The following is a 16,781-nucleotide window of genomic DNA, read 5'->3' as shown; positions in this document are numbered from 1 at the left end:
TCTTATTCCGCCGCCGCCTGAGCCATTTGCGCATTGTCCGAATTGCGCTCGCGCGCGCGGCCGATCCAGACCCTCAGTAACGCCAGCAGCAGCTCAATGTCGACCGGCTTGGCGATATAATCCGACGCGCCAGCGTCGAGGCATTTCTGACGGTCTCCCTTCATCGCCTTGGCGGTGACCGCAACCAGCGGCACGTCGGCGAGCGCGGGCTTGGACCGGATCTGCTGCATCGTCTCGTAACCGTCCATCTCGGGCATCATGATGTCGATCAGCGCGATGTCGATCCCGGGCGTCTGCTCGAGGATCAGGATGCCGTCCTTGCCGCGCTCGGCATGGAGCACCTCGACGTCGTAGCTCTCGAGGACGCTGGTGAGCGAATAGATGTTGCGGATATCGTCATCGACGATGAGGATTTTTGCTCCGGCAAGCTCGGGCACCGCGCGCGTCGCCGAGACAATGTCGGTGCTGCCGCGCTCCGGCGTCTCGCCGCGCCGATCGGTGCGGTTGATCCGTTTCGCGAGCTTGGCGAATACCTTGACCAACTCGTCACGCTCGGCCGGCTTGGCGGTGATCCCGAACGCGCCCATCTCCAGCACCGAGGCCACCTTGTCCGCGCCCGATATGACGTGGATCGGCAGGTGGCCGGTCTCCGGATCGTGCTTGAGCAGATCGAGCAGCACGAAGCCGTCGATGTCGGAGAGGCCGAGATCGAGCGTGATCGCGTCCGGTTGAAGCTTGCGCGCCATCGCCAGCGTGCCTGCCCCCGCGGTCGAGACGACGCCTTTGAGGCCTGCTTCATGCGCGAGATCGAGCAGGATCGAGGCGAACGCCGCATCGTCCTCGACGATCAGCACGAAGCGATCATCACCCAACGTGTCACGGTCGTCGCTGACCTGGAACTCCGCGGGCAGCGCCGTCGGGATCACGGCGCCGGTATTTTCGTAGCGCGCCGTCGTCCCGCCGGCCACCGCGCTCGCCGGAGCCACGGCCTGCAACGGCACGAACAGGGTGAAGGTCGAGCCTTCGCCCGGCTTGGAGCGCACCTGCAGCTCGCCGCCGAGCAGCCGCGCGATCTCGCGGCTGATCGAAAGGCCAAGGCCGGTGCCGCCATATTTGCGGCTGGTGGTGCCGTCGGCTTGCTGGAACGCCTCGAAGATCAATTTCTGCTTGTCCTCGGGGATGCCGATGCCGGTGTCGGTGACGGCGATCTCGATCGCGCGCTCGGACGGCTTGAGCACCGGATGGTTGCTGCTCCAGCCGCTCTCGGCGGTGCGCACGGCGAGAGTCACCCTGCCATGCGCCGTGAACTTGAATGCGTTCGAGAGCAGGTTGAGCACGACCTGCTGGAGGCGCTTCTCGTCGGTGCGGATCGTCGCCGGCAGTTGCGGATCGAACTCGACCTCGAACTCGAGGCCCTTGTCCGCGGCAAGCTGGCGGAAGGTCCGTTCCATATGCTGCTTGAGCGCGTTCATCGGCATCTCGCCGACCTCGATCGAGACCGTGCCCGATTCGATCTTGGAAAGGTCGAGAATGTCGTTGATCAGGCTCAGCAGGTCCGATCCGGCCGAGTTGATCGTCCGGGCGAATTCGGTCTGCTTCTCGTTGAGGTTGCCCTGCGGGTTGTCCGCCAGCAGCTTCGAGAGGATGAGCAGCGAGTTGAGCGGCGTCCGAAGCTCGTGCGACATGTTGGCCAGGAACTCGGACTTGTACTTGGAGGTCAGCGCGAGCTGCTCGGCTTTCTCCTCGACCGCGCGGCGGGCCATGTCGATCTCGAGGTTCTTCGCCTCGACCTGCTTCTTCTCATTCTCGAGCAGCTGCGCTTTCTCCTGCAGCTCCTCGTTGGTGGCGTGCAATTCTTCCTGCTTGGTGGTGAGCTCGGTCTGGCGCGCCTGGAGCTCCTGGGTCAGCAATTGCGACTGCTTGAGCAGGCCTTCGGTGCGCATCGTCGCGGCGATCGTGTTGAGCACGATGCCGACCGATTCCATCAGCTGATCGAGGAAGCTCTGGTGGGTTTCGTTGAACTCGCCGAACGAGGCGAGCTCGATCACCGCCTTGACGTCGTCCTCGAACAGCGCCGGCAGGATGTTGATGTTGGCGGGCGGCGCGTGGCCGAGGCCCGAGCCGATGCGGATGAAGTCTCCGGGAACGTTGCGCAGCAGCACCGGGCGCTTGTCCGCGGCGGCCTGGCCGACCAGCCCTTCGCGCAGCCTGAACTCGCGCTTGAGCTCGTCGTGGCTCTCGGCGCCATAGCTGGCGACGAGCTCGAGCTTGGTCTCGTCCTCCTCGCGCTTGGTGACGTAGAACACGCCATATTGCGCATCGACCAGCGGCGCGAGCTCGGACATGATCAGGTTCGACACGGTCGCAAGATCGCGCTCGCCCTGGAGCATGCGCGAGAAGCGGGCGAGGTTGGTCTTGAGCCAATCCTGCTCCGCATTCTTGAGCGTCTGCTCCTTGAGGTTGCGGATCATCTCGTTGATCGTGTCCTTCAGCGCCGCCATCTCGCCCGAGGCTTCGACCGCGATCGAGCGGGTAAGATCGCCCTTGGTCACGGCCGTCGCGACGTCCGCGATCGAGCGCACCTGGTTGGTGAGGTTCGCGGCGAGCTGGTTGACGTTGTCGGTAAGATCGCGCCACAGGCCGGCGGCGCCGGGGACCCGCGCCTGGCCGCCGAGCCGGCCTTCGATGCCGACCTCGCGCGCCATGTTGGTCACCTGGTCGCCGAACGTCGACAAGGTCTCGATCATGAAGTTGATCGTCTCGGCCAGCGCGGCGATCTCGCCCTTGGCATCGACGGTTAGCTTGCGCTTCAGATTGCCCTGGGCAACCGCGGTGACGACGTCGGCGATGCCGCGCACCTGGTTGGTGAGATTGGTCGCCATCAGATTGACGTTGTCGGTTAGATCCTTCCAGGTGCCGCCGACACCAGGGACCTGCGCCTGGCCGCCGAGCTTGCCCTCGGTGCCGACCTCCCTTGCGACGCGCGTCACCTCCGAGGCGAAGCCGTTGAGCTGGTCGACCATGACGTTGATCGTGTTCTTGAGCTCCAGGATCTCGCCCTTCACGTCGACGGTGATCTTCTTCGAAAGGTCGCCCCTCGCCACGGCGGTCGTCACCTCGGCGATGTTGCGGACCTGGCCGGTGAGATTCTCGGCCATCAGGTTGACGTTGTCGGTGAGATCCTTCCAGGTGCCGGCGACGCCGCGGACCTGCGCCTGGCCGCCGAGCTTGCCCTCGGTGCCGACCTCCTTCGCCACGCGGGTCACCTCGGATGCGAACGAGTTGAGCTGATCGACCATCGTGTTGATCGTGTTCTTGAGCTCGAGGATCTCGCCCTTCACGTCGACCGTGATCTTCTTGGAAAGGTCGCCCAGCGCCACCGCGGTGGTCACCTCGGCGATGTTGCGGACCTGGCCGGTGAGGTTGGCGGCCATGGCGTTGACGTTGTCGGTGAGATCCTTCCAGGTGCCGCCGACACCAGGCACTTGCGCCTGGCCGCCGAGCTTTCCTTCGGAACCCACCTCGCGGGCAACACGCGTCACTTCCGACGCGAAGCCGTTGAGCTGGTCGACCATGACGTTGATCGTGTTCTTGAGCTCGAGGATCTCGCCCTTCACGTCGACCGTGATCTTCTTGGAAAGATCGCCCCTCGCCACGGCCGTGGTCACGTCGGCGATGTTGCGGACCTGGCCGGTCAGATTGCCGGCCATCAGGTTGACGTTGTCGGTCAGATCCTTCCAGGTGCCGGCGACGCCTTCGACCTGCGCCTGCCCGCCGAGCTTGCCTTCGGAACCGACCTCCCTCGCCACACGCGTCACTTCCGAGGCGAAGCCGTTGAGCTGATCGACCATGACGTTGATCGTGTTCTTGAGCTCGAGGATCTCGCCCTTCACCTCGACGGTGATCTTCTTCGAAAGGTCGCCCTTGGCGACGGCGGTGGTGACGTCGGCGATGTTGCGGACCTGGCCGGTGAGGTTCGCGGCCATCAAATTCACATTGTCGGTCAGATCGGCCCAGGTGCCGGCGACGCCGGGGACCTGCGCCTGGCCGCCGAGCTTGCCCTCGGTGCCGACCTCCCTCGCGACGCGCGTCACCTCCGAGGCGAAGCCGTTGAGCTGGTCGACCATGACGTTGATCGTGTTCTTGAGCTCGAGGATCTCGCCCTTCACGTCGACGGTGATCTTCTTGGAAAGATCGCCCGAGGCGACGGCGGTGGTGACCTCGGCGATGTTGCGGACCTGGCCGGTAAGGTTGTCGGCCATCAAATTGACGTTGTCGGTCAGATCTTTCCAGGTGCCGGCGACGCCGGGCACCTGCGCCTGGCCGCCGAGCTTGCCCTCGGTGCCGACCTCCCTCGCAACGCGCGTCACTTCCGAGGCGAAGCCGTTGAGCTGATCGACCATCGTGTTGATCGTGTTCTTGAGCTCGAGGATCTCGCCCTTCACGTCGACGGTGATCTTCTTGGAAAGGTCGCCCGAGGCGACGGCGGTGGTCACTTCGGCGATGTTGCGGACCTGGCCGGTGAGGTTGTCGGCCATCAGATTGACGTTGTCGGTGAGATCCTTCCAGGTGCCGGCGACGCCCTCGACCCGCGCCTGGCCGCCGAGCTTGCCCTCGGTGCCGACCTCGCGGGCGACGCGCGTCACTTCCGACGCGAAACTGTTGAGCTGGTCGACCATCACGTTGATGGTGTTCTTGAGCTCGAGGATCTCGCCCTTCACCTCGACGGTGATCTTCTTGGAAAGGTCGCCCGAGGCGACCGCGGTGGTCACCTCGGCGATGTTGCGCACCTGCCCGGTGAGGTTGGTCGCCATCGCGTTGACGTTGTCGGTGAGATCCTTCCAGGTGCCGGCGACGCCCTTCACGGTGGCCTGGCCGCCGAGCTTGCCCTCGGTGCCGACCTCGCGCGCGACGCGCGTCACTTCCGAGGCGAACGAGGCGAGCTGCTCGACCATCGTGTTGACGACCTTGCCGATGCGCAGGAACTCGCCGCGCAGCGGTCGGCCGTCGATCTCGACGGTCATCGACTGCGACAGGTCGCCCTTGGCGACCGCGCCGATCACGCGCGCCACCTCGGCGGTGGGCTGGACCATGTCCTCGATCAGCTCGTTGACCGAACGGATCGCAGTCTCCCAGCTTCCGGTCGCATTCTTGACGCGCCCGCGCTGGGTGATCTTGCCTTCCTTGCCGACGACCTTCGACAGGCGCTCGAATTCCTCGGTCATCTGCTCGTTGAGCGAGACGACCTCGTTGAACAGCCGAGCGACCTCGCTGTCGAGGCCGGGGAGGTCTTCAGAAAGACGTACGGTGAAATCGCCGCGCCGCAGACTGCGCAGGGCGGTCACCAATTGGCGGCGGTCGAGAAAATCCCTGGGAGTTTCGACGTTCACTTACTGCTCCTTCGGTTTCCTCCCCCCCAAAGAATTTTCAAGCGCCCCCCGGCGCTTCCGCTCAACATAACATGACAAGCGAATTTGGCTCGTGAAAAATTCTATCGCACCGATTGATTAACGGGATCGGAACCGCTGCCTGCGTTGCGCCCGATATAGACGAAGGCCTTGGCGCCCGATGCGAGCGTCACCTCGGCGCGAACCGCGTCGACCTCGTAAAGATCGGCGGCCTGCAGCTCGGCCGCGGTGATGGCGAAAACCACGCCTTCGATCCGGTCGCTGGGATCACCGCTCGGCCGAGCAATGGTGTGGATGGCGGCGCCGCTCGTTTCGACGACCTTGGGATCGCTGATCGCACACGCGCTGAGGCGAAAGCCGGTCAGCGCATCCGGCCGTCCTTCCACCAAGCGGCCGAAGGTCGCGATCTGCACCTGCGGCCATTGCAACGTCCCGTATGAGAAAAGCCGCACCAGCGGTCGATCGTCCTCTTCCACCAGCAGGGCCTCCTTCGATCAGCCGGGCATATCCTATCCGGGGTCAGGCGAGAACGATCAGGCGCTTGCGCGCAGCCACTCGGGCATCTTTTCCTCGCGCATCATCGCTTCGATGCTGCGGCGCTCGCGCACCACCGCCCATTTGTCGCCATCGACCACCACTTCGGGGGTGAGCGGACGGCTGTTGTAGGTGCTTGCCATCGTTGCGCCATAGGCACCGGCGGTGCGGAACACGAGCAGATCGCCCGCCTCGACCTGATCGATCGGCCGCCCGGTCGCGAACGTGTCGCCGCTTTCGCAGACCGGCCCGACCACGTTGGCGACCATGTTGGCGCCTTTGGGCGCGACGGCTTCGATGCCGTGCCAGGCATCGTAGAGGCTGGGGCGCATCAGATCGTTCATCGCGGCATCGACGATCACGAACGGATCGAGCGCGCCCGGCTTCACCCGGATCACCTCGGTGAGCAGCACGCCGGCGTTCGCGACGATCAGCCGGCCGGGCTCGAAGACGAGGCGCACGCCCCAATCGCGGGTCACCTCGGCGACCATCTTGCCATAGGCGGCCGGCAGCGGCGGCACCGGCAAGGCCGGGTCGTAAGGAACGCCAAGCCCGCCGCCGAGATCGGCAACCTGAATGTCGTGGCCGGCGGCGCGCAGCTCGCCGATCAGAGCGCCGACCTTCTCGAACGCGCGGCGCAGCGGCGCAAGATCGGTGAGCTGGCTGCCGATATGCACCGTGACCGCCTGGATCGCGAGGCCGCTGAGCGCGCGTGCCTGCTCATAGGCGGCGAGCGCTTCGGCGATCGGCACGCCGAACTTGTTGTGCGCAGCGCCGGTGGTGATCTTGGCGTGGGTGTTGGCATCGACGTCCGGATTGATCCGGAAGCCGACCGGCGCGACCTTGCCGAGCGCGGTCGCGACGTCGGACAGCATCTCCGCTTCGGCGAGCGATTCGAGATTGAACTGGTAGAGGCCGCCCTCGAGCGCCAGCGCCATCTCCGCCGCTGTCTTGCCGACGCCCGAAAAGACGATGCGCGAGGGCGCGATCCCCGCGGCGATCGCGCGCTGATACTCGCCGCCCGAAACGACGTCGGCGCCGAGGCCCTCGCGTGCCAGGGTCGCGAGCACGGCGGCATTGGGGTTGGCCTTGACCGCATAGGCGATCAGCGGGTCGGCGAGATCGGCGAGCGCCTCGCGAAAGATGCGCGCGTGGCGCCGCATCGTCGCGGTCGAATAGACATAGACCGGCGTTCCTACCGCTGCGGCGATGGTGGGCAAGGGAACGTCCTCGCAGTGCATGATCCCGTTGAGGAGTTGGAAATGGTCCATGGCGCCAGTCAGTCGAGGAAGGAGCGCGGCCTATATCGGCTCTGCCAAAATTCAACAAGCTACGGGTTGCATAATTATGCACGCATGTGCATAGGCCCGCGATGTCAATTCGAGTCGCCATTTTTGGTGCGTCGGGCTTCGTCGGTGCGGAGCTGCTCCGGCTGTGCGCCGCGCATCCCGAGCTCGAGCCAAGCCGCTTGTTCGGGGACAGCCAAGCGGGTTCCGCACTGGCGGCCGTGCATCCGCAGCTCGCGCTCGCCTATCCCGGCGCATTTGTCGAGCGTTTTTCACCCGACGCGCTGACCGGCATCGATCTCGTCTTCGCGGCGCTGCCGCATGGCCAATCGCAGACACTCGCCAGCGAAATCCTCGGGCGCGACATCGCCTTTGTCGATCTCGGTGCCGATTTCCGGCTGCGCGATGCCGACGTCTATCAGCAATGGTATGGCGAGCCGCACCACGCGCCCGAGCTGCTCGACCGCTTCGTATACGGCATTCCCGAGCTTCACCGCGCGGCGATCGCCGCCTCCCGCTGCGTCGCTGCCGCCGGCTGCTATCCGACCGCCGCCATCCTCGCGCTCAAGCCGCTGGTCGATGCCGGACTGGTCGATCCCGCCAGCCTCGTGGTGGATGCCGCCTCCGGAGTGACCGGCGCCGGACGGGCGCTCAAGGAATCGTCGCATTTCAACACCGTCGCCGAGTCCTTCTCGGCTTACGGCCTGCTCAACCACCGCCACACGGCGGAGATGGAGGCCTCGCTCGGCGCGCGCGTGCTGTTCACGCCGCACCTGCTGCCGATCAACCGCGGTATCCTCGCGACCTGCTATGGCACCGCGACACGCGAGATGGACGCAGGCGCGCCGCTCGAGGCGTTGCGCGCCGCCTATGCGGACGAGCCGTTCGTCCATGTCACCGATCAGTCGCCGGCGACCAAATGGACCTTGGGCTCCAATGCTGTCCACGTCACCGCGCGCTACGATCCTCGGACCGGGCGGGTGCTCGCCATCTCGGCGCTCGACAATCTCGTCAAGGGGGCGGCCGGGCAGATGATCCAATGCGCCAATCTGATGCTCGGCTTCGATGAGCGGGCCGGGCTTTCCACTGTCGGGGTCTATCCATGAGCGTTACTGCTGCCGAAGGGTTCGTTGCCGCCGGATGTCACGCGGGGGTGAAGCGGCGGCGCTACGACATGGCGCTGGTCGCGACCGTCGATGCCAAGCCGGTGACGACGGCCGCCGTCTTCACCCAGAACAAATTCTGCGCCCCGCCGGTGCAGCTCGACCGCCGCACCCTGGAGGAGAATGGCGGGCGCGCGGCAGCGATCATCGTCAATTCGGGCAACGCCAATGCCGGGACGGGCGAGGCGGGGCTGCGCGATGCGCAGGCGATGTGCCGCGCCGCCGCCGACGCTGTCGGCTGCTCGGCCGAGGACGTGCTGGTCTGCTCGACCGGGATCATCGGCACGCCATTGCCGATCGACAAGATCCTCGCCGCGACCCCGAAGCTCGCCAAGAAACTGTCGGTCGACGGGGCGCACGACGCTGCCAAAGGCATCCTCACCACCGACAAGGCCGCCAAGGAGGCGGTGATCGAAGGATCGACGTTCATTCTAGGCGGCATGGCCAAGGGCTGCGGGATGATCGCGCCGAATATGGCGACGATGCTGGCGTTCCTCACCACCGATGCGGATGTCGAGCGCGACGAGCTGCAGCGCATCCTGAAGCAGGCGGTCGACCGCACCTTCAATACGCTCAACGTCGACGGCGCGACCTCGACCAACGACACCGTCTTCCTGCTCGCCTCCGGCCGCAAGGGGAGGCCCGACATGGCCGAGTTCGCCGACGCGGTGCACAAATTGTGCGAGGATTTGACCTTGCAGATGGCTTATGACGCCGAGGGCATGACCAAGCTGGTCCGGCTCCGCGTGACCGGCGCGTCGAGCGACGGCGAGGCGCGGACCGCCGCCAAGTCCATCGCCGAGAACAATCTGATCAAATGCTCCTGGCACGGCGGCGACCCCTATTGGGGGCGGCTGCTGGGAGCGGCGGGCTCGGCCGGCGTGGCGTTCGAGACCGAGCCGACCCAGGTGTCCTACGGCGGCATCCTGGTCGCGGCGGGCGGCGTCGGCGTGCCGCACGACGAAGCCGCCGTCGCTGCCCATATGAAGCGCAAGGAGGTCGATATCCTCGTCGATCTCGGTCTCGGCGCGGGCGAGGCGCAGGTGCTCGGGATCGATCTCGGCCCAGGCTACATCAAGGAAAACAGCAAGACATCATGAGAGACGCTGCCGTAACCGCCGACGTTCTCGTCCAGGCGCTCCCCTATATCCGCCGCTTCGCCGGCAAATCGGTGGTCGTCAAGCTCGGCGGCGCCGCGATCGATGTCGAGCTCGACCGCGCGCTCGCGCAGGACGTGCTGCTGCTGCGCAGTGTCGGCGTGCGCTGCGTGCTGATCCACGGCGGCGGTCCGCAGGTCGACGCGGTGATGCGCAGGATGGGCAAGGAGCCGGAGTTCCGCGACGGCTTGCGCGTGACCGACGCCGAGACGCTCGAGATCGTGCGCATGGTGCTGGTCGGCAAGGTCAACCGCGACCTCGTCGCCACGATCAACCGCGAGGTGCTCGAAGAGCCGGTCGCGGTCGGCGTTTCGGGCGAGGATGGCGGGCTGCTCACCGTCACGCCACGCGACGGCTCATTGGGCTTTGTCGGCGACGTCGAGAGCGTCCGCGCGGGATTGCTCCACCAATTGCTCGACGATGGCCTGACTCCGGTGGTCTCGACGATCGGCGCCGACGCGACCGGCCAACCCTATAACATCAACGCCGACGAAGCGGCGCGGGCGATCGCGGTGGCGATGGGCGCCGAGAAGATCGTCTATCTCACCGCCGCGCCGGGGCTGATGGAGGACGTCAACGATCCCGACAGCCTGATCCGCCGCCTGAGCTGCGCCGAGCTTCGCGAGCGGATCGAGCATGAGAGCGTCAGCGCCGGCATGATCCCGAAGCTGCGCTCCTGCGCCGATGCGTGCGAGGCCGGGGTGGGCACCGCGCATATCATCGACGGGCGCGTGCCGCATGCGCTGCTGATCGAGCTGCTGACCGACGAGGGAGTAGGGACGATGATCAAGCGGGAGCGCGACTGGTGAGCCGGGATCTGCTGACGATCGCGGCGCTCGACCGGGATTCGCTCGGCCGCATTCTCGACCTGTCGACAGGCGATGCTCCCGGGCGGCCGCTTGCCGGCAAAGGCGTCGCTCTGGTCTTCCAGAAGCCGAGCGCGCGGACGCGCAACTCGATGGAAATGGCGGTCGTGCAGCTCGGCGGCCATCCGGTCTATATCCAGAAGGACGAGGTCGGCCTCGGCACGCGCGAAAGCGCCGAGGACGTCGCGCGCACGCTTGCCTGCTACCACTCGCTGATCGCAGCGCGGGTGATGGACCACGGCCATCTCGACCAGCTCGCCGCCGCCGTGGACGTGCCGGTGCTCAACATGCTGTCGGACAGCGATCATCCGCTGCAGGCGCTGGCGGATCTCCTCACCGTCAAGCAATTGCGCGGCACGCTCGAGGGTGCGCGCATCGCGTATATCGGCGATGCCAACAATGTCGCGCGCTCGCTGGCGCAGGGCTGCGCCTTGCTTGGGGTCGAGCTGAGGGTCGCCAGCCCGGACGGCTATGGCTTCTCGGCCGAGGAACTCGGCGGCTTCGGCGCGGCGGTGACGCAGACCGGCGATCCGGGCGAAGCGGTCAGAGGCGCGCAGTTCGTCTACACCGATGTCTGGGTATCGATGGGCCAGGACGACGAGGCGGAGGCGCGCAACGAGGCGCTCGCGCCCTATCGCGTCGACGAAAGCCTGATGGCGCAGGCGGACGACGCCTGGTTCCTGCACTGCCTTCCGGCCAAGCGCGGCCATGAAGTCACCGATGGCGTGATGGACAGCGCCAGGAGCGCGGTCTGGCGCCAGGCCGAGAACCGGATGCACACCGCGCGCGGCGCGATGGCGTGGATGCTCGGCGCATGATCGAGACGTTCGGCACCGGGACCCCGTCACGCGCGCGTCGGCAGAAGGCGATTTCGGAGCTGATCCGCGGCCAGCCGATCGCCAGCCAGGAGGAAGTGACCGAAAAGCTCGCTTCGCTCGGCTTTGCGGTGACCCAGGCGACGGTGTCGCGCGATCTCGAGCAACTGGGCGCGGTCAAGGTCAAGCGCGGCGGCGTGCTTGGCTACGCACTGCCCGAACAGTTCGCCGAAAGCGACTGGTCCGCCGATCGGCTGGCGCGGATCCTGAGCGAATGGGTGATCTCGGCCGAAGCGGCGGGCAACATCATCGTGCTCAAGACGCCGCCGGGATCGGCGCACCTCGTCGGCTCGGCGATCGACCATGCCGCCCCACCCGAAGTCGCCGGCACCGTGTCCGGCGACGACACTTTGTTTCTTGTCGTGCGCGACGGCTATCCGATGGGCGTCGTGCTGCACCGTTTCCGCGCGCTCGCGGGCCAGGAGTGAAAATGAGCGATACCAAGCCGAGGAAGGTTGTGCTGGCTTATTCGGGCGGCCTCGACACCTCGATCATCCTCAAGTGGTTGCAGACCGAATATCGCGCCGAGGTCGTCACCTTCACCGCCGATCTCGGGCAGGGCGAGGAAGTCGAGCCGGCGCGCCAGAAGGCGCTGCTGCTCGGCATCAAGGCCGACAACATCTTCGTCGAGGACCTGCGCGAGGAGTTCGTGCGCGACTACGTCTTCCCGATGTTCCGCGCCAACACCGTCTATGAGGGCCAATATCTGCTCGGCACCTCGATCGCACGGCCGCTGATCGCCAAGCGCCAGATCGAGATCGCGCGCAGGGTCGGCGCCGACGCGGTCTGCCACGGCGCCACCGGCAAGGGCAACGATCAGGTGCGTTTCGAGCTTGGCTATTATGCGCTCGAGCCCGACATCAAGGTCATCGCGCCGTGGCGCGAGTGGGATTTCGCCAGCCGCGAGCAATTGATCGCCTTCGCCGAGCAGCACCAGATTCCGATCGCCAAGGACAAGAGGGGCGAGGCGCCTTTCTCGATCGACGCCAACCTTCTCCATTCCTCGTCGGAAGGCAAAGTGCTCGAGGATCCCGCGGTCGAGGCGCCCGAATATGTCCACCAGCGCACGCTCTCGCCGGAGGACGCGCCCGACAAGCCGACCGTGATCAGCATCGCGTTCGAACGGGGAGACCCGGTCGCGATCGACGGCGAGCTTCTGTCGCCGGCGGCGCTGCTGACGCGGCTCAACCAGCTCGGCCACGACAATGGCATCGGCCGGCTCGATCTCGTCGAGAACCGCTTCGTCGGCATGAAGTCGCGCGGCGTCTACGAAACTCCGGGCGGGACGATCCTGCTGGCGGCGCACCGGGGCATTGAATCGATCACGCTCGATCGCGGTGCGATGCATCTCAAGGACGAGATCATGCCGCGCTACGCCAGCCTGATCTACAACGGCTTCTGGTTCTCGCCCGAGCGCGAGATGCTCCAGGCGCTGATCGACAAGAGCCAGGAGCATGTCGCCGGCACTGTGCGGGTCAAGCTCTACAAGGGCAATGCGACGGTGATCGGCCGCGAGAGCCCGCTGGCGCTCTACGACCAGGATCTGGTGACCTTCGAGGAGGGCACCAGCTCCTACGACCAGCGCGATGCCGCCGGCTTCATCAAGCTCAATGCGTTGCGGCTGCGGATTGCGGCGGCCCGCGATCGGCGGCCGCAAGACTAGACTTGAATTTCCCCTCCGCGCCGGAGGGGAAAAGTCACTCTTCGGCCTGCAGCGCTGCCTTCGCCTTCGCCGCCTGCTCGCGCACACGCTCGGGCGCGGTGCCGCCGTAGCTGTTGCGCGCCGAGACCGAGGCGTCGACGCTGAGCACGTCGAGCACGCGTGCATCGATGCGCGCATCGATTGCCTGCAGTGCCTCGAGCGGAAGCTCGGACAAGGCGGCATTGCGCTTGTCGGCGAGCCTGACCGCCTGGCCGGTGATGTGGTGCGCCTCGCGGAACGGGATGCCGGCAACCCGCACCAGCCAATCGGCGAAATCGGTCGCCGTGGCATGGCCGGCCTCGGCGGCGGCGCGCATCCGCGCGACGTTGAACCGACTGGTCTCGACCATTCCGGTCATCGCGGCGATCGACAGGCCGAGCAGGTCGTGCGCCTCGAACACCGGCGGCTTATCGTCCTGCATGTCCTTCGAATAAGCGAGCGGCAGGCCCTTCATCGTCACGCTCAGCGCGGTGGTCGCGCCGACGATGCGCCCGGCGTGGCCGCGCACCAGCTCGGCGGCGTCGGGATTGCGCTTTTGCGGCATGATCGACGAGCCCGTCGAATATTCGTCCGGCAGCTCGACGAAGCCGAACATCTGGCTCGCCCAGATGATGAATTCCTCGGCCAGCCGCGACAGGTGCAGCGCGCATTGGGTCGCGGCCATCAGATAATCCAGCGCGAAATCGCGGTCGGAGACGGCATCGAGCGAATTGGCGGTCGGCCGATCGAAGCCCAATACCTTCGCTGTCGCATCGCGATCGATCGGGAAGCCGGTGCCGGCGAGCGCCGCCGAGCCCAGCGGGGATTCGTTGAGCCGCGCGCGCGCATCGGCGAAGCGCGATCGATCGCGGCGGAGCATCTCGTGATAGGCCATGAGATGGTGGCCGAGCGTGACCGGCTGCGCGATCTGGAGGTGGGTGAAGCCAGGCATCACATCCGCTGCATGCTGATCGGCACGATCGACCAGCGCGCCCTGCAGTCCCGCCAGCGCGCGATCGACCTCGTCGATCGCGTTGCGCACCCACAAGCGGAAGTCGGTCGCGACCTGGTCGTTGCGCGAGCGCGCGGTATGCAGCCGCCCGGCGACGGGGCCGATCAGCTCCGCCAGCCGATGCTCGACATGCATGTGGATATCCTCGAGCGCGAGGTCCTCGGGGACGCCGTCCTGCTCATATTCGGCGGCGATGCGAAGCAGTCCCTCGCGGATCGCCGCGGCGTCGCCAGCAGTGATGATCTCCTGGGCCGAGAGCATCGTCACGTGCGCGAGAGACGCCTGGATATCCTCGCGCCAGAACCTCTTGTCGAAGCCGATCGAAGCGTTGATCTCGCGCATGATCGCGGACGGCCCCGCGGCGAAGCGACCACCCCACATCCGGTTCGATTTGTCGCCATCGTCGCTAATCTTCGCTCTCCTCGCCCGCTCGCGGCTGCGGTAAGGAAAAGGGCGGTGAGGCGCAAGATTGCGCCCGATCAGGGCTCGGGGTCGGGGCCGCCGTGGCTCGGCGCGGTGAGCAGGCGCGGCGCGAAACGCGCGAGCAGCGCGAGCAGGGTCGGCATCGCAAGCGTGTTCCACACGTCCTTGACGCTCTCGGCGATCTGCCACGCGCGCTGCCATGCGGGCCAAGGATCATAATGGAGATCATAAGCTTCGTTGGCCAGCACGGCGACCAGGACAACCAGCCACGGCAGCGGGCTTCGCAGCGACCGCCTCAGGATCAGGGCCGCAAGCAGCTGGACGATGATCCCGGCGTGGACGTGAAGCGCGTCCATGTCGAGGCCGGTCGCCGTCACGATCCCCAGCTTGAATCCGAAATAATCCATTTCGCTGCCCCAGGCATCGCTTACGGTGAGGCTTTGGCCAATCCAGCTGATCAAGGAAAGCGCTATGATGGCCGTCGGCAGATCGTTGCGTGGAACCGCTTGGCCGCGCTGGCGTATAGATTGATTGCGCCGGCCCGAGGCAGCAGCTAGAATCGCTTGGCCTCGAACGTGCGCCAGGATCGCTTGCACTCGCTGCGGGCGAATCGCGGTTGGGGAAAAGCCGTGCTGTTGGAGCTTTTGGGGCTCGTAAAGGTAGCGATAACGCTTTGATGGGTCTGTTCAAAAGGATTTCGCGCGGTTTGCTGACCGCCGACGCCAGCGCGCCGAAAGGCGCGGCGGGCGCGCGCGCCTATGCGATCGGCGACATTCACGGGCGGCTGGACCTGCTCGAGCTGCTCCTCCAGCGGATCGACGCCGATCGCGCCGCGCGCCCGGGGAAGAAGGAGTTCATCATCTTCCTCGGCGACCTGATCGACCGCGGACCCGACTCGGCGGGGGTGGTCGAACGGCTGCGCGGCTACAGGCCGGCGGGAGCGCAGGTGATATTCCTCGGCGGCAATCACGAGGAGGTGCTGCTTCGCATCCTCGCCGGCGAGAAGAAGATCCTCGCCAGCTGGCTCAAATTCGGCGGCGCCGAATGTCTCGAGAGCTACGGCATCGATGCCGAGGCGCTGCGCCACCGCGAGGAGGGGGACGCGATCAGGCTCCTCCAGGCGAAGATCCCGGCCGAGCATCGCCGCTTCCTGGAGAGCTTCGCCGACACGTTCCGGTTCGGCGACTATCTGTTCGTCCATGCCGGCATTCGACCCGGCGTCGCGATCGATGCGCAGGACAAATCCGACCTGCGCTGGATCAGGGAGCCTTTCCTGACCGACGCGAAGGAGCATGGCTGCGTCGTCGTCCATGGCCACACGATCGTCGACCAGGTCGAGGAGCGGCGCAACCGCATCGGCATCGACACCGGTGCCTATCAGAGCGGTATCCTGACGGCGCTCGCGATCGAGGACGAAAGACGCTGGTTTCTCGCGACCGAGGCCGGCGAGGGACGCTCGCTTGGATACGTGTCCGCCGCGGCTTGATCGCCGCGATTGGCGGCGCAGAGTGGCAATCCGGTTCAGCACAGGGTAATCTCGCCTTGGCGAGGAACGCAGAAAATCTTAAGAGGTGGCACGTGGTTAACAGCAAGAGGGGCTTGTCGCAGTGATACTGGCGAAGCGAATGCGCGCGTGCGCGCGGCTGGCGAACGCCGTTGTCGCGATTGGCGCTGCCGCCAGCATACTGCTCCTGGCGGGCTGCTTCCAGGGAACGCGCGGCGGGCCGATTCCCTACAATGTCGCCGATTTCAAGCAGCCGGACAGTCAGGTCATCACGACCGTCGATGACGACTACAAGATCGCGCCGATGGATACGGTCAAAGTGGCCGTCTACCAGGTGAACGATCTTTCGGGCGAGTTCGAGGTCGATTTGATGGGCAACATCGATCTGCCTCTCGCCGGCACCCTCAGGGCGGCGGACCTCACGTTGCGCGAGCTCGACAAGGCGGTCACGGCGCGTCTTTCCGAAAAATATCTGCAGAACCCGGACGTGTCGGTGGCGCTGAAGTCGTCGGCGCGCCGCAACATCACGATCGATGGTGCGGTGAACTCGCCCGGCCAGATGGCGATCAATGGCCCAACCACACTGCTCCAGGCGATCGCGATGGCGCGGGGCGTGAACGGCGAGGCTAACCCGCACCGCGTTGCGATCTTCCGCCAGATCGAGGGCAAAAGGATGGGAGCGGCTTTCGACCTCACCACGATCCGCAAGGGTAAGGCGCCGGATCCGCAAGTCTACAGCGGCGACATCATCGTAGTCGATGGCTCGAACGTCCGTTCGATTTACAATCAGTTCATGATGGCGTTACCAGTCATCGGCGTGTTCAATCCCATTCTCGGTATCTGGTGATCAGGCGCCTCCGCGCGACGTTTGA

The 16,781-nt window shown here is 65.9% G+C and carries 13 protein-coding genes; 8 read left to right on the top strand and 5 right to left on the bottom strand.

Annotated features, from left to right (window positions below; all coding sequences use genetic code 11):
* Positions 1 to 2 precede the first annotated feature (2 nt).
* From V6M48_RS01575 to lysA, 3 genes are all read right to left on the bottom strand, one after another.
* A complete protein-coding gene (locus tag V6M48_RS01575) occupies positions 3 to 5,390 on the bottom strand; it encodes a HAMP domain-containing protein (protein ID WP_332810762.1) in 5,388 nt (1,795 codons plus the stop codon).
* A 101-nt stretch (positions 5,391 to 5,491) separates the two neighbouring features.
* Positions 5,492 to 5,884: a gamma-glutamylcyclotransferase family protein gene (locus tag V6M48_RS01570; protein WP_332810761.1), complete on the bottom strand. Its 393-nt coding sequence runs from the start codon at positions 5,882 to 5,884 to the stop codon at positions 5,492 to 5,494.
* A 57-nt stretch (positions 5,885 to 5,941) separates the two neighbouring features.
* Entirely contained in the window at positions 5,942 to 7,213 is a 1,272-nt protein-coding gene (gene lysA / locus V6M48_RS01565; RefSeq protein ID WP_332810760.1) for a diaminopimelate decarboxylase, read from the bottom strand.
* 101 nt (positions 7,214 to 7,314) lie between these two features.
* Between lysA and argC the strand changes: the two genes are divergently transcribed.
* The 6 genes from argC to V6M48_RS01535 are packed head-to-tail and all read left to right on the top strand — an operon-like array spanning position 7,315 to position 12,952.
* Positions 7,315 to 8,334: an N-acetyl-gamma-glutamyl-phosphate reductase gene (gene argC / locus V6M48_RS01560; RefSeq protein WP_332810759.1), complete on the top strand. Its 1,020-nt coding sequence runs from the start codon at positions 7,315 to 7,317 to the stop codon at positions 8,332 to 8,334.
* Positions 8,331 to 9,491 carry a bifunctional glutamate N-acetyltransferase/amino-acid acetyltransferase ArgJ gene (argJ, locus tag V6M48_RS01555; RefSeq protein ID WP_332810758.1) on the top strand — a complete coding sequence of 387 codons (1,161 nt, stop codon included), beginning with the start codon at positions 8,331 to 8,333 and terminating at the stop codon, positions 9,489 to 9,491. The genes argC and argJ overlap by 4 nt, the downstream gene beginning before the upstream one ends.
* Positions 9,488 to 10,357: an acetylglutamate kinase gene (gene argB, locus V6M48_RS01550; RefSeq protein ID WP_332810757.1), complete on the top strand. Its 870-nt coding sequence runs from the start codon at positions 9,488 to 9,490 to the stop codon at positions 10,355 to 10,357. Before argJ ends, argB begins: the two co-directional genes overlap by 4 nt.
* Entirely contained in the window at positions 10,354 to 11,232 is an 879-nt protein-coding gene (gene argF, locus V6M48_RS01545; RefSeq protein ID WP_332810756.1) for an ornithine carbamoyltransferase, read from the top strand. Before argB ends, argF begins: the two co-directional genes overlap by 4 nt.
* Complete coding sequence (locus V6M48_RS01540; RefSeq protein ID WP_332810755.1) at positions 11,229 to 11,717, top strand: arginine repressor; 489 nt, start codon at positions 11,229 to 11,231, stop codon at positions 11,715 to 11,717. Before argF ends, V6M48_RS01540 begins: the two co-directional genes overlap by 4 nt.
* A gap of 2 nt (positions 11,718 to 11,719) precedes the next feature.
* Positions 11,720 to 12,952: an argininosuccinate synthase gene (locus tag V6M48_RS01535; protein ID WP_332810754.1), complete on the top strand. Its 1,233-nt coding sequence runs from the start codon at positions 11,720 to 11,722 to the stop codon at positions 12,950 to 12,952.
* 34 nt (positions 12,953 to 12,986) lie between these two features.
* Here the strand turns inward: V6M48_RS01535 and argH are convergent, their stop codons facing one another.
* Together argH and V6M48_RS01525 are read right to left on the bottom strand one after the other, a co-directional pair.
* On the bottom strand, positions 12,987 to 14,363 hold the full coding sequence (gene argH / locus V6M48_RS01530) for an argininosuccinate lyase (protein ID WP_332810753.1): 1,377 nt from the start codon (positions 14,361 to 14,363) through the stop codon (positions 12,987 to 12,989).
* A gap of 98 nt (positions 14,364 to 14,461) precedes the next feature.
* Complete coding sequence (locus V6M48_RS01525; RefSeq protein WP_332810752.1) at positions 14,462 to 14,812, bottom strand: hypothetical protein; 351 nt, start codon at positions 14,810 to 14,812, stop codon at positions 14,462 to 14,464.
* 269 nt (positions 14,813 to 15,081) lie between these two features.
* Between V6M48_RS01525 and V6M48_RS01520 the strand changes: the two genes are divergently transcribed.
* Both V6M48_RS01520 and V6M48_RS01515 read left to right on the top strand, forming a co-directional pair.
* Complete coding sequence (locus V6M48_RS01520) at positions 15,082 to 15,891, top strand: metallophosphoesterase (protein WP_332810751.1); 810 nt, start codon at positions 15,082 to 15,084, stop codon at positions 15,889 to 15,891.
* A gap of 139 nt (positions 15,892 to 16,030) precedes the next feature.
* Entirely contained in the window at positions 16,031 to 16,756 is a 726-nt protein-coding gene (locus V6M48_RS01515; protein ID WP_332810750.1) for a polysaccharide biosynthesis/export family protein, read from the top strand.
* Positions 16,757 to 16,781 lie beyond the last annotated feature (25 nt).

Origin of the sequence: Sphingomonas sp. (genome assembly GCF_036677245.1) — a bacterium.
In the GTDB taxonomy this organism is placed as follows: domain Bacteria; phylum Pseudomonadota; class Alphaproteobacteria; order Sphingomonadales; family Sphingomonadaceae; genus Allosphingosinicella.
Note: the sequence above shows the minus strand (reverse complement) of the source record. Positions and strands in the feature narration are given on the sequence as shown.

What these genes read in the sequence shown, in the direction of transcription:
- V6M48_RS01520 (WP_332810751.1), top strand. Translation starts at nt 15,082, where the DNA reads ATGGGTCTGTTCAAAAGGATTTCGCGCGGTTTGCTGACCGCCGACGCC.
- argJ (WP_332810758.1), top strand. Translation starts at nt 8,331, where the DNA reads ATGAGCGTTACTGCTGCCGAAGGGTTCGTTGCCGCCGGATGTCACGCG.
- argC (WP_332810759.1), top strand. Translation starts at nt 7,315, where the DNA reads ATGTCAATTCGAGTCGCCATTTTTGGTGCGTCGGGCTTCGTCGGTGCG.
- V6M48_RS01535 (WP_332810754.1), top strand. Translation starts at nt 11,720, where the DNA reads ATGAGCGATACCAAGCCGAGGAAGGTTGTGCTGGCTTATTCGGGCGGC.
- argH (WP_332810753.1), bottom strand. Translation starts at nt 14,363, where the DNA reads ATGTGGGGTGGTCGCTTCGCCGCGGGGCCGTCCGCGATCATGCGCGAG.
- V6M48_RS01540 (WP_332810755.1), top strand. Translation starts at nt 11,229, where the DNA reads ATGATCGAGACGTTCGGCACCGGGACCCCGTCACGCGCGCGTCGGCAG.
- V6M48_RS01515 (WP_332810750.1), top strand. Translation starts at nt 16,031, where the DNA reads ATGCGCGCGTGCGCGCGGCTGGCGAACGCCGTTGTCGCGATTGGCGCT.
- argB (WP_332810757.1), top strand. Translation starts at nt 9,488, where the DNA reads ATGAGAGACGCTGCCGTAACCGCCGACGTTCTCGTCCAGGCGCTCCCC.
- lysA (WP_332810760.1), bottom strand. Translation starts at nt 7,213, where the DNA reads ATGGACCATTTCCAACTCCTCAACGGGATCATGCACTGCGAGGACGTT.
- V6M48_RS01525 (WP_332810752.1), bottom strand. Translation starts at nt 14,812, where the DNA reads ATGGATTATTTCGGATTCAAGCTGGGGATCGTGACGGCGACCGGCCTC.